Raw genomic sequence first — 12,084 nt, 5'->3', positions numbered from 1 at the left:
GTAAGCGGCTGCAAATATACACTACTTTTTCTTTATACACCAAATATTTTTTAGAAAAATTTTTGACTTTATTTTAAAAGCAACCCTTCAAAAGAACTTTAAAAACAACGCCACTTTTTAAATAAAATCTTAGCTGTTTTTGCGGCTGCAAATATACAACCTCTTTTGAATCCAACAAGCAAAAAAATATTATTTTTTTGCTTTTATTTTTTAAAGCTTTTTCAAGGCTTAAAAATTTGCATTTCCCAGTATGTAATGAACTTCCTGCTTTACTCCGCAACCCTCGTTGCCCTTGTAAGCGGCTGCAAATATACTGCTGTTTTCTTACCCCGCAAGGCTCAAATAACAATTTTTTAAAGAAACCTTAAAACTAATTTCTAAGCCTCTCAACTAAAGGAACTTGTAAGATAAAAAATTTTATAGAAATCTTGGGAAGGGAAAAAGTTAATGTTTCAGAGTATAGACAACCTACTCTTTCTTAATTTCAGCAAGAATTATTGTCCTTTATATATATGTATATTGCGCAGGCAAAATCAACCTATTATCTTTGCGCTCATTAAAACTACATATACATGATTAAGGTAAGCTTGCCCGATGGCAGTATAAAAGAATTTGAAAAAGGATCTACTCCAATGGACGTGGCTAACAGTATTAGCTCTGGACTGGCCCGAAACGTGATTTCAGCAAAATTCAACAATGATATTGTAGAAGTTTCAACGCCATTAACTACAGATGGAAGTTTAACCTTATTTACCTGGAAAGACGATGAGGGTAAAAAAGCATTTTGGCACTCTACCTCTCACGTTATGGCCCAGGCCATAGAAAAAATGTATCCAGGATCTAAATTAACCATTGGCCCGGCGATTGAAAATGGATTCTATTATGATGTAGATTTTGGCGAGCACAAACTTTCTGAAAACGATTTTAAAAAGATCGAAGACAGAATGCTTGAGATTGCCCGTGAAAAACATGACTTTAAATTAAGGGAAGTTTCAAAAGCAGATGCCCTCTCCTATTATAAGGAACAAAACAATCAGTTTAAAGTAGAATTAATCGAGAACCTGGAAGACGGTGAGATTACTTTCTGCGATCACGATACCTTTACCGATCTTTGTCGCGGTGGACATATTCCAAATACCGGATTTATAAAAGCTGTAAAATTAATGAGTGTTGCCGGCGCGTACTGGCGCGGGGAAGAAAATAATCCGCAGTTAACGCGTGTTTACGGAATTTCATTTCCGAAGCAAAAAGAATTAAAAGAATACTTAGAGCTGCTTGAAGAAGCAAAGAAAAGAGATCACCGTAAACTTGGGAAAGAACTTGAATTGTTCACTTTTTCTCAAAAAGTTGGCCAGGGACTTCCATTGTGGCTTCCAAAAGGAGCTGCCTTACGGGAACGCCTGGAAGATTTCTTGAAAAAAGCACAGAAAAAAGCCGGTTATGAAATGGTGGTAAGTCCGCATATTGGACAAAAAGAACTTTATGTCACCTCAGGACATTATGCGAAATATGGCGAAGATAGTTTTCAGCCTATTAAAACTCCGAACGAAGGAGAAGAGTTTTTGCTAAAACCTATGAATTGCCCGCATCACTGTGAAATATATAACGCCACTTCCTGGAGTTATCGCGATCTCCCAAAACGTTTTGCTGAATTCGGTACCGTTTATCGTTATGAACAAAGCGGAGAATTACACGGTTTAACACGAGTGAGAGGTTTCACCCAGGACGACGCGCATATTTTTTGTACTCCAGATCAATTAGATGATGAATTTAAAAAAGTAATTGACCTTACCTTATATGTATTCGATTCTTTAGGATTTGATAACTTCACCGCGCAAGTTTCATTGAGAGATCCGGAGAATAAAGAAAAATATATAGGAACTGATGATGTTTGGGAAAAAGCTGAAACTGCCATAATCAATGCAGCTAAAGAAAAAGGATTAAATTACGTGGTAGAAACAGGCGAAGCCGCTTTTTACGGGCCAAAGTTAGATTTTATGGTAAAAGACGCACTTGGCAGAAGCTGGCAACTTGGCACCATTCAAGTTGATTATAACCTGCCAGAACGTTTTGAACTTAGCTACAAAGGAAGTGACAATGAGACACACCGACCGGTAATGATTCACCGTGCTCCTTTTGGTAGTATGGAACGCTTTATCGCTATTCTCCTGGAACATACAGCCGGAAACTTCCCATTATGGCTGATGCCCGAGCAAGCTATGGTACTCTCAATCAGTGAGAAATATGAAAAATACGCTCAAAAAGTTTTAACTTTGCTGGAAAATAACGAAATTCGCGCTTTGGCAGACAACCGAAATGAGACCATTGGTAAGAAAATTCGGGAAGCCGAAATGAACAAATTCCCGTATATGTTGATTATAGGGGAACAGGAAGAACAGGATGGTACGGTTTCTGTACGAAAGAGAGGGGAAGGCGATATTGGCACTATGCCAGTAGAAGACTTTGCCGCAATTATAAATAACGAAATCAAAAAAACGTTGAAGACGTTTGAAGTTTAACCAAAAATAGATCAGCCATAGCAATACGTAGAAAAAAATCGAAAAGACCGCTTAGAGCAGTTAAAGAGGATCAACACCGGATTAACCAAAAAATCAGGGCAGAAGAAGTTCGCCTTGTAGGTGATAATGTGGAAATGGGCGTTTATCCAACCAAGGAAGCATTAACAATAGCCGAAGATTTAGGTTTGGATTTGGTAGAAATATCTCCAGATGCAAAACCACCGGTGGTAAAAGCGATGGATTACAAAAAGTTTCTTTACGAACAAAAGAAGCGCGAAAAGGTAATGAAAGCCAAAGCGAGCAAAGTTGTTGTTAAGGAAATTCGTTTTGGTCCCAATACCGATGATCACGATTATGAGTTCAAAAGACGTAACGCAGAGAAATTTTTAAAGGATGGTGCAAAGCTAAAAGCTTTCGTATTTTTTAAAGGTCGATCTATCGTATTTAAGGATAAAGGAGAAATCCTATTGCTTAGATTAGCTCAGGATCTTGAAGAACTTGGAAAAGTAGAACAAATGCCTAAACTGGAAGGGAAACGTATGACTATGTTTTTATCTCCCAGAAAATCAAAATAGAATAATAAGAGAGTTATAATATAAAAAGAGGATAACATGCCGAAAATGAAGACAAAATCTAGTGCTAAAAAGCGTTTTAAGCTTACCGGTACTGGGAAAATAAAAAGAAAGCACGCGTTTAAAAGTCACATCTTAACAAAGAAGTCTAAAAAACGTAAACTGGCTTTAACGCATAGTACTTTAGTACACGATGCCGATAAGTCCAATGTTAAACTTATGTTGCGTTTAAAGTAACAATAAGCTCTTAACGGTTTAAATAATTTAAAAACCCTGGAGTTGGGCAACACTTCGACTGCGCTCAGTGTGACAGTTTGAAGTTTAAGTTAAAAGTGTCGGTTATCGACCGCCTGCTACAAAACACACAAAAATATGCCAAGATCAGTAAATTCAGTTGCAAAGAGAGCCAGAAGAAAAAAGGTTCTTAAGCAAGCAAAAGGTTACTTTGGACGTCGTAAAAACGTTTGGACAGTAGCTAAAAACGCGGTAGAGAAAGCAATGCTTTACTCATACAGAGACCGCAAAGTAAAGAAACGTAATTTCCGCTCACTGTGGATATTGCGTATTAATGCCGCAGCCCGTCAGCACGGTATGTCTTATTCTCAATTTATGGGAGCTGCAAAAGCTAACGGAATAGGTTTAAACCGTAAGGTACTTGCCGATTTGGCAATGAACCATCCAGAAGCTTTTAAAGCAGTTGTAGATAAAGTAAAGTAAATACAAATAATTATACTCTCTTATTTAAAAAATCCGGTTCTTAATTGAACCGGATTTTTTTTATGTCTTTACTTTCTTCGGAAAAAATTTAAACTCCATAAAGGCTTAAAACCAGTTTCCGGGAACCGGCATTATTTCTATGTTCTGCAAGATAAATGCCTTGCCAGGTTCCTAAATTTAATTTCCCGTTAGTAACAGGAATCTGAAGCGAATTCCCCAGTAAGGAAGCCTTAATATGTGCAGGCATATCATCAGAACCTTCTAAAGTGTGTTTATAATACGGCATATTTTCAGGAACCATTTCATTAAAATGACTTTCAAAATCTTCGCGTACTGTGGGATCGGCGTTTTCGTTTATGGTTATTCCCGCGGAAGTATGTTTAATAAAAACATTTAGCATTCCTGAATTAATTTCTTTCAATTCCGGTAATTGACTCTCTACTTCATCGGTCACAATATGAAAACCTCTTGATCTCGCTTTTAATTTTATTTCCTTCTGAAAAAATTTCATGGTTATTTCTTATTATTTTCTTTTAAATATATTCCTATACCAGATAAAATACCAAAAGAAATTAATAATGTTTCATATACTGAAGAAACAATGCAATCACATTTGTTAAATAAATACCAGGAAAACCACTAAAATTAAGTTGATCACACTTAATACTTTTACCAGAATACTGAACTTCATTTTAAGTTTTTTGTGGTTTTTTCTTTGCTGCCGGGAAAAGGACATTATTAAGAATTAGTCGGTAACCCGGTGATGTTGGGTGTAAATCCAGTTCGGTTTTTGGATCCCCTACCCTATGTTGATAATCTTCGGGATCATGTCCGCCGTAAAAAGTAAAAAATCCTTTTCCTTTTATTCCATGGATATACCGCGCTTCACCATTGAGTTTGCTTTCTCCCATTACCAGAACATTGGCTTTAATGTTATCTGGGTTATAGGCAGTTGTTTGCCCCATAAATCCTTTAACAAGGCGTGTATGATTTTGAGTCAACATGGTAGGCACTACATCCCATTTGGCAGAGAAATCCATCAGAGTAAAATAATCGGTTTCCTTTGGAATACTTCTTTTAGCGGTCATATCTATAGAAGAAAACTCGTAAACCATCGGGCTTCGTTCCAGCGTAAAATCTGTAAAAGCGAATGTTTTATTGAAATCTATTTTAGATTGGTAACCAGGTTCGCTGGGATCCCCATCAAACATAGCTTCAGCTATATCTACCCCTTCAGCCGCGAGAGCGATATCAAAGCTATCGGTAGCGCTACACATCGCGAACATAAAACCACCACCCACTACGTAATCTCTTATTTTTAAAGCAACAGCCAGTTTTTGTTCGGAAACCTTATCATAACCTAACTTTTGCGCCAAAGCTTCAGCTTCTTCCTTTTCCTGAATATACCAGGGCGTGGTTCTAAATGTTCGGTAAAATTTACCATACTGGCCGGTAAAATCTTCGTGATGCAAATGCAACCAATCAAATAAAACCAAAGCATCATTTAGCACAGCTTCGTCATAGATGGTTTCATAAGGAATTTCAGCATAGGTAAGTGCCATAGTTACTGCATCATCCCAGGGTTTATTTCCCTGCGGAGAATAAACAGCAATTTTAGGAGCTTTTTCCAATACTACAGTTTCCATATTTCGAGAAGGACTACTAATTTCCTCCAGAATAGTCTGTGTTTTATCGTCGCTTATTACTTCATATGAAACACCGCGTATTTTACATTCTCGTCGTAATTGTTCAGTATCAGAAATTAAAAAAGAACCTCCACGATAATTGAGCAACCATCTAACTTCTAATTCCTCTTCTAAAGCAAAATAGGTGATTCCGTAGGCTTTTAAATGATTCTTTTGGAAATCTTCATCCATAGGAATAAGCAATTGTGAAGCTGAAACCTGAAAACAATTTAAAAGCAGAAAAACAAAAAAGACCAGAAGAACCGGTGTTTTACCATTTTTCTGGTCTTTTTGAAATATATAATTTAGTATATTCTTTCTTACTTTATTAGAAATTTTAAAATGGTACTTCGTCATCGTCGTCATTGTTAAACCCACTGTTAATCGAGCTGCCAAAGGCTTCATTTGCACTGGGATTTGGCAGGTTTGAAGAACCAAACTCGTTCTCTTCATTTTCCCCGGTGTTCATTTTAGAATGATATTCAAAAGGCGAATCAAACTCTTCTAAGTTATCAAATTTACCAAGATGACCAATAAATTTAAGTCGGATATTATCAAGACCACCGTTTCTGTGCTTGGCTACGATAAATTCACCCTGCCCATCGGTTGGACTACGATCGTCATCATCCCATTCTTCAATTTTATAATATTCGGGGCGATAAATGAAGGAAACGATATCGGCATCCTGCTCAATCGCTCCAGATTCCCTCAGGTCGGATAGTAATGGTCGCTTACTCCCTCCCCGGGTCTCTACCGCACGTGATAACTGCGAAAGCGCGATTACCGGCACGTTCAATTCTTTAGCGAGGGCCTTGAGATTACGGGAAATGGTTGAGATTTCCTGCTCCCTGTTTCCTCCTCCTTTTTGACTTCCACCGGCTGTCATTAACTGCAAATAATCAATTACAATAAGTTTAATGCCGTGTTGGGAAGCTAACCTTCTGGCTTTAGCTCTAAGGTCAAAAATTGAAAGCGAAGGTGTATCATCTATAAATAAAGGTGCATTTTCAAGATCCTTTACCTTTACATTAAGTTGTTCCCATTCGTGTTTTTCAAGATTTCCGGTTCTTAATTTTTCTGAAGAAAGACCGGTTTCCGAAGAAATCAAACGAGTAATTAGCTGTACTGCCGACATCTCCAATGAAAAGAACGCTACCGGCATATTTTGACCTACAGAAATATTCCTGGCCATAGATAAAGTCAGCGCCGTTTTCCCCATCCCGGGACGTGCTGCTACAATAATAAGGTCACTGGGCTGCCAGCCGGAGGTTAGTTGGTCTAACTTATCGAAACCTGACGGAACACCACTGAGACCTTCTTTATTCGAGATTTCCTCAATTCTATTCTTGGCCTGAATCACCAAACTCTGAGCGGTTTCGGTAGATTTTTGAATGTTCCCCTGGGTTACTTCGTATAATTTTGCTTCAGCACTGTCTAAAAGATCAAAAACATCGGTAGATTCGTCGTAAGCTTCTTCAATAATTTCGTTGGAAATTTTTATTAAACTCCGCTGAATGTATTTCTGAAGAATAATACGTGCATGAAACTCAATATGGGCAGAAGATGATACTTTTTGTGTTAATTGGATCAGGTAATAATCACCCCCCGTTTTTTCAAAATTTCCATCCTTCTTTAATTGGTTAGAAACGGTTAATAAGTCAATCGCTTCTGTATTTTCAAAGAGTTTATGTATAGCTTCAAAAATTAATTTATGGGAGTTTTTATAGAAAGCATCAGGGCTAAGGATATCAATTATTTCATCTACCCCTTTTTTATCAATCATCATCGCTCCTAACACAACCTCCTCTAAATCAACTGCTTGCGGAGGAAGTTTTCCTTTTTCAAGGCTAATAACATTACTTTTTTTTGCTGAAAATTGCTGCGGGGCGGTCATTTTATCCATATTACGAAAGTATGAAATTTGTTAAGAGCATCTTAATATTAGATCAGTTAGTTAATCAACCGGTCATCAACAATTCACCTGTTGAAAACTTAATAATAGTGTTGATAAGTGCAAAAAAAACCGAAACCAGGGTTTCGGAAATTTAAGAAGTTATGATATGTAAGGTTTTAATCTTTAAAAACTCCCATATCTAAATACTTATCCATCCTTTTATTCACTAAATCTGTTGGTGATAAGTTTTTAAATTCAGAATATGCTCCTAAAATTGCATTTTTTACCGTATCAAAAGTTTCCTCTCTGTTACTATGGGCACCACCTATTGGTTCTTTTACAATTTCATCTATCAGCTTCTGTTTTTTCATATCCTTGGCAGTAAGCTTTAAAGCATCTGCTGCCTGTTCCTTGAATTCCCAGCTACGCCAAAGAATAGACGAACAGGATTCAGGAGAAATTACAGAATACCAGGTATTTTCAAGCATCATAACCTTATCTCCAACCCCAATCCCTAAAGCTCCACCACTGGCGCCTTCTCCAATTATCACTACAATAATTGGCACTTTAAGCCTTGTCATTTCCAGGATATTCCGGGCAATAGCTTCCCCCTGGCCGCGTTCTTCAGCTTCAAGCCCAGGATATGCTCCCGGAGTATCTACAAATGTCACCACCGGAAGTCCAAACTTCTCTGCAGATTTCATTAAACGTAAAGCTTTGCGGTAACCTTCAGGATTTGCCATCCCAAAATTTCTATACTGTCTGGTTTTAGTATTATAGCCTTTTTGTTGGCCGATAAACATAAAACTTTGGTCTTCTATTTTACCGAGACCACCAATCATCGCTTTATCGTCTTTTACATTTCTATCGCCATGTAGCTCTAAAAATGTATCTCCACAAATAGCATTTATATAATCTAAAGTATAGGGGCGGTTTGGATGCCTGGAAAGTTGAACCCGTTGCCAGGCGGTTAAATTCTTGTATATATCTTTTCGGGTTTCCTTTAATTTCTTCTCAATTTGCCTGCAGGTAGCTGTAACATCAACATCACTTTCTTCACCTATATTACAGGCTTTTGCGTACTGCTCTTCCAACTCTTTAATGGGTAATTCAAATTCTAAATATTCCATAAGTTGTTATGCTTTGTTTTTTATTAGCTTACAAATATAACAAACTTTGAAAGGAAGAATTATAAAGAAGGACCATTAAATTTTGAGAAATTTCCCGGCTTATCTTTTGGCTCTATAAAGCAGGAAAATAGCCAGAATCCCAAAGCTGATATTAGGAAACCATACGGCTATTAAGGGAGAAAAAGTAGATTGCTCGGCCATCGTTCCAAAAACTTTATCGAAAAATATAAAAATAAAAGCCAGGGTAATCCCAACGGCAAGGTTAACCCCCATACCACCACGGCGTTTCATAGAAGATACTGCTACGGCTATAATAGTAAGAATAAATGCTGAAACAGGAATACTCCATCGTTTATAAGCTACCACCAAATACCTGTTAATATTTCCGGAACCTCGCCGGCGTTCTTTTTCAATAAACTCATTTAATTGAGTGTAATTTAAAGTTTCGGCTATATAAGTTTCAGGAGTTAATTCATCAAATTCAAAGGGAAGAATGGTATCTAACTTATTCTGATGAATAATAGAATCTTCATCTACACCAATTATCCGTTTATTTACATTAGTTAAAGAATAGGTGGTATCTTCTACATTAAACCTTAAACTGGAAGCGCTAATTTTAAATTTAAGCTCATTACCTTCAAAATGCTCCAGGGTGAAATTTCTCGCCGATTTACCCAGCGGTTGAAAGTGACTGGCATAAATAAACTCATCGTCGTTTATTTGCCGATATACATCCCTGGTCTCCTGGGTTTGCTCGTTTTTCTTGAGATATTCATATTTAAATTCATTAAATCCTTTACTGGCTTTTGGAGCCAGGAACATTCCTAGAAACAAGGCTAGAATGCAAACAATCGTAGCTCCAATAAGATAAGGTCTTAAAAACCTCCAGAAAGAAACCCCACTACTTAAAAAAGCAATAATTTCAGTATTGTTAGCAAGTTTAGAAGTAAACCAAATCACCGATAAAAACAGGAAAAGTGGAAACAATAAATTGGCAAAATAGATGGTAAAGTCTACATAGTAAAGTGCCACTTCTATAAAAGGTACTTCATTATCCAGTATTTTCCCGATTTTTTCAGCAAGATTAACCGTGATTCCAATTGGTATAAATAGTATAAGCATCAGGAAAAAAGTTCCCAGATAGCGTTTTAATATGTACCAATCTAAAATTTTCAAGGTCTAAAGTCTTTTGTCCATTTGTTTTACCATCATACTTTTCCAGCTTGCAAAATCCCCGGCTAAGATATGTTTTCTAGCTTCACGCACCAACCACATATAAAACCCGAGATTATGAATGGTAGCAATTTGCTTGCCGAGAAGTTCATTCACACTAAATAAATGTCTTACATAGGCTTTACTGTATTCGGTATCTACAAAAGTGATTGCCATTTCATCTATAGGAGAGAAATCGTCTTCCCACTTTTTATTCTTGATATTAATCGTACCGTGCGCTGTAAAAAGCATCCCGTTACGGGCATTTCTGGTTGGCATTACACAATCGAACATATCTATACCCAAGGCGATATTTTCCAGAATATTAATAGGAGTTCCTACGCCCATTAAGTATCGCGGCTTATCCTCTGGAAGAATCTCGGTGACAACTTCTGTCATCGCGTACATTTCATCGGCTGGCTCTCCTACTGAAAGTCCGCCAATCGCATTGCCTTCAGCGCCAACTGAAGCGATATATTCGGCAGATTGTTTTCTTAAATCCTTATAAGTACTCCCCTGAACTATTGGAAAAAGCGTTTGATTGAATCCATACAAAGGATCTATTTTATCCAAATGGCTTACGCACCTATCCAACCATCTATGCGTCATATGCATAGAACGTTTGGCGTATTTATAATCGCAGGGATATGGCGTACATTCGTCAAAAGCCATAATGATATCGGCACCAATAGCACGTTGAATTTCCATTACATTTTCCGGAGTAAAAACATGGTAAGAACCATCTATATGGGATTTAAACTTTACACCTTCCTCTTTAATTTTTCTCCGGTCCGAAAGTGAATACACCTGGTAGCCACCACTATCGGTTAAAATATTACGGTCCCAGTTCATAAATTTATGTAACCCGCCAGCTTTCTTAAGAATTTTGGTTTGTGGACGTAAATAAAGGTGATAGGTGTTTCCTAAGATAATATCGGGATTAATTTCTTCTTTAAGTTCCCGCTGGTGTACTCCTTTAACCGAAGCCACTGTCCCAACAGGCATAAAAATAGGAGTTTCAATCTTACCGTGATCGGTTGTAATGGTCCCGGCACGGGCTTTACTACCGGCATCGGTACTCAACAAATCAAATTTCATAGTGCTTTTTAAGTGAGTGCAAAGATACTCAAGTACACTACCTTTTGGCAAACTCAAGAGGCATTAAAATATTTTTTTTTGATTTCGAGGCAAACCTCGGAGCATTTAAATCTCGATTATCGAGTAAAAATCAAATAAAAGAAGTTAAAAAAAGGAAAATGTTAGTTACTTCATTAGATTTCTTAATAACTGACAGGCAAGCACTTTGACAAAGCTTTATAAAAACCTATTTTTGCAACTATTATTTTAACAACACAATTTTACTTTAATGTCAAAGATCAAAGAATTAGAAGATTTTGCTACCCAGGTTCGCCGGGATATTTTAAGGCAGGTCCACAAAGTGAACTCGGGACACCCCGGAGGTTCACTGGGCTGTACAGAGTTTTTTACCGCTTTGTACCAGGGCGGAGTTATGGAACATAAGCCTGAATTTAATATGGACGGAAAAGAAGAAGATCTTTTCTTCCTTTCTAATGGCCATATATCACCGGTTTTTTACAGTGTTTTAGCCCGTAGCGGTTATTTCCCTGTAGACGAACTTAATACTTTTCGCCTTATAGATTCCAGGTTACAGGGGCATCCGACAACTCATGAAGGCCTTCCGGGTATTCGTGTAGCATCGGGTTCACTTGGCCAGGGAATGTCTGTAGCTCTTGGTGCCGCACAAGCAAAAAAGCTGAATAAGGACAATCATCTGGTATTTTCCCTTCACGGAGATGGAGAGTTACAAGAAGGTCAAAACTGGGAAGCCATTATGTATGCTGCCGGAAATAAAGTTGATAACCTAATCGCAACTGTAGATCTTAACGGCCAGCAAATAGACGGGAGCACAGAAACCGTTCTACCCATGGGTAATATGAGAGCTAAATTTGAAGCTTTTGGCTGGGATGTAATGGAGATTGAAGATGGTAATGATATGCAACAGGTACTTGATGGTTTGAATGAAGCCAAATCGCGTACCGGAAAAGGAAAACCGGTTTGTGTGTTAATGACTACAGTAATGGGTAATGGCGTAGATTTTATGATGCACACCCACGCCTGGCACGGAAAAGCGCCTAACGATGAGCAGTTGGAAACCGCGCTTTCACAAAATCCTGAAACTTTAGGAGATTATTAAAAACAAGCTACCTGGGAGCAAACTCTCGAGGTATTCAGAGAGGAAATAATTTTTGAATTTCGAGGCGAACCTCGAAGCATTTAATCTCGATTATCGAGTAAAATAGATTTCCGCCGTTGCGGAAATGACAAAGACAATAA

11 protein-coding genes are annotated in these 12,084 nt (G+C 37.7%); 5 read left to right on the top strand and 6 right to left on the bottom strand.

Translation table 11 applies throughout. The features are described 5' to 3' along the window. Positions 1 to 572: 572 nt before the first annotated feature. The 4 genes from thrS (at position 573) to rplT (ending at position 3,808) form a co-directional block, all read left to right on the top strand. Positions 573 to 2,519, top strand: coding sequence for a threonine--tRNA ligase (gene thrS / locus LB467_RS16160; protein ID WP_224475087.1), 1,947 nt, complete (start codon positions 573 to 575; stop codon positions 2,517 to 2,519). Between the two features lie 23 nt (positions 2,520 to 2,542). Further along, a complete protein-coding gene (gene infC, locus LB467_RS16155) occupies positions 2,543 to 3,094 on the top strand; it encodes a translation initiation factor IF-3 (RefSeq protein ID WP_317196374.1) in 552 nt (183 codons plus the stop codon). Between the two features lie 36 nt (positions 3,095 to 3,130). Further along, complete coding sequence (gene rpmI, locus LB467_RS16150; RefSeq protein ID WP_079714698.1) at positions 3,131 to 3,328, top strand: 50S ribosomal protein L35; 198 nt, start codon at positions 3,131 to 3,133, stop codon at positions 3,326 to 3,328. 135 nt (positions 3,329 to 3,463) lie between these two features. After that, on the top strand, positions 3,464 to 3,808 hold the full coding sequence (gene rplT / locus LB467_RS16145) for a 50S ribosomal protein L20 (RefSeq protein WP_079734645.1): 345 nt from the start codon (positions 3,464 to 3,466) through the stop codon (positions 3,806 to 3,808). Positions 3,809 to 3,896: 88 nt separating this feature from the next. On the opposite strand, the gene LB467_RS16140 is transcribed toward rplT, so the two are convergent. From LB467_RS16140 to tgt, 6 genes are all read right to left on the bottom strand, one after another. Beyond that, on the bottom strand, positions 3,897 to 4,319 hold the full coding sequence (locus LB467_RS16140; protein ID WP_224475086.1) for a secondary thiamine-phosphate synthase enzyme YjbQ: 423 nt from the start codon (positions 4,317 to 4,319) through the stop codon (positions 3,897 to 3,899). Between the two features lie 181 nt (positions 4,320 to 4,500). Further along, on the bottom strand, positions 4,501 to 5,685 hold the full coding sequence (locus LB467_RS16135; protein ID WP_224475088.1) for an asparagine synthetase B: 1,185 nt from the start codon (positions 5,683 to 5,685) through the stop codon (positions 4,501 to 4,503). Between the two features lie 145 nt (positions 5,686 to 5,830). Continuing rightward, positions 5,831 to 7,396, bottom strand: coding sequence for a replicative DNA helicase (gene dnaB, locus LB467_RS16130; RefSeq protein WP_224475085.1), 1,566 nt, complete (start codon positions 7,394 to 7,396; stop codon positions 5,831 to 5,833). A 167-nt stretch (positions 7,397 to 7,563) separates the two neighbouring features. After that, positions 7,564 to 8,517: an acetyl-CoA carboxylase carboxyltransferase subunit alpha gene (locus LB467_RS16125; protein ID WP_224475084.1), complete on the bottom strand. Its 954-nt coding sequence runs from the start codon at positions 8,515 to 8,517 to the stop codon at positions 7,564 to 7,566. Positions 8,518 to 8,616: 99 nt separating this feature from the next. Then, the gene (locus LB467_RS16120; RefSeq protein ID WP_224475083.1) at positions 8,617 to 9,693 is read right to left on the bottom strand and encodes an LptF/LptG family permease; all 1,077 of its coding nucleotides are present in this window, start codon (positions 9,691 to 9,693) and stop codon (positions 8,617 to 8,619) included. Positions 9,694 to 9,696: 3 nt separating this feature from the next. After that, positions 9,697 to 10,827, bottom strand: a complete 1,131-nt coding sequence (gene tgt, locus LB467_RS16115) for a tRNA guanosine(34) transglycosylase Tgt (protein WP_224475082.1) — start codon at positions 10,825 to 10,827, stop codon at positions 9,697 to 9,699. A 268-nt stretch (positions 10,828 to 11,095) separates the two neighbouring features. Here tgt and LB467_RS16110 point away from each other — a divergent pair, with 268 nt between their 5' ends. Beyond that, positions 11,096 to 11,944 carry a transketolase gene (locus LB467_RS16110; protein WP_224475081.1) on the top strand — a complete coding sequence of 283 codons (849 nt, stop codon included), beginning with the start codon at positions 11,096 to 11,098 and terminating at the stop codon, positions 11,942 to 11,944. Positions 11,945 to 12,084 lie beyond the last annotated feature (140 nt).

It is taken from the genome of Salegentibacter tibetensis (genome assembly GCF_020164485.1).
GTDB classification, from domain to species: Bacteria; Bacteroidota; Bacteroidia; order Flavobacteriales; family Flavobacteriaceae; genus Salegentibacter; species Salegentibacter tibetensis.
The sequence above is the reverse complement of the archived record's forward strand: the minus strand, read 5'-3'. Positions and strand labels throughout refer to the sequence as shown.

What these genes read in the sequence shown, in the direction of transcription:
- thrS (WP_224475087.1), top strand. Translation starts at nt 573, where the DNA reads ATGATTAAGGTAAGCTTGCCCGATGGCAGTATAAAAGAATTTGAAAAA.
- rpmI (WP_079714698.1), top strand. Translation starts at nt 3,131, where the DNA reads ATGCCGAAAATGAAGACAAAATCTAGTGCTAAAAAGCGTTTTAAGCTT.
- rplT (WP_079734645.1), top strand. Translation starts at nt 3,464, where the DNA reads ATGCCAAGATCAGTAAATTCAGTTGCAAAGAGAGCCAGAAGAAAAAAG.
- LB467_RS16140 (WP_224475086.1), bottom strand. Translation starts at nt 4,319, where the DNA reads ATGAAATTTTTTCAGAAGGAAATAAAATTAAAAGCGAGATCAAGAGGT.
- LB467_RS16135 (WP_224475088.1), bottom strand. Translation starts at nt 5,685, where the DNA reads ATGGATGAAGATTTCCAAAAGAATCATTTAAAAGCCTACGGAATCACC.
- dnaB (WP_224475085.1), bottom strand. Translation starts at nt 7,396, where the DNA reads ATGGATAAAATGACCGCCCCGCAGCAATTTTCAGCAAAAAAAAGTAAT.
- LB467_RS16125 (WP_224475084.1), bottom strand. Translation starts at nt 8,517, where the DNA reads ATGGAATATTTAGAATTTGAATTACCCATTAAAGAGTTGGAAGAGCAG.
- tgt (WP_224475082.1), bottom strand. Translation starts at nt 10,827, where the DNA reads ATGAAATTTGATTTGTTGAGTACCGATGCCGGTAGTAAAGCCCGTGCC.
- LB467_RS16110 (WP_224475081.1), top strand. Translation starts at nt 11,096, where the DNA reads ATGTCAAAGATCAAAGAATTAGAAGATTTTGCTACCCAGGTTCGCCGG.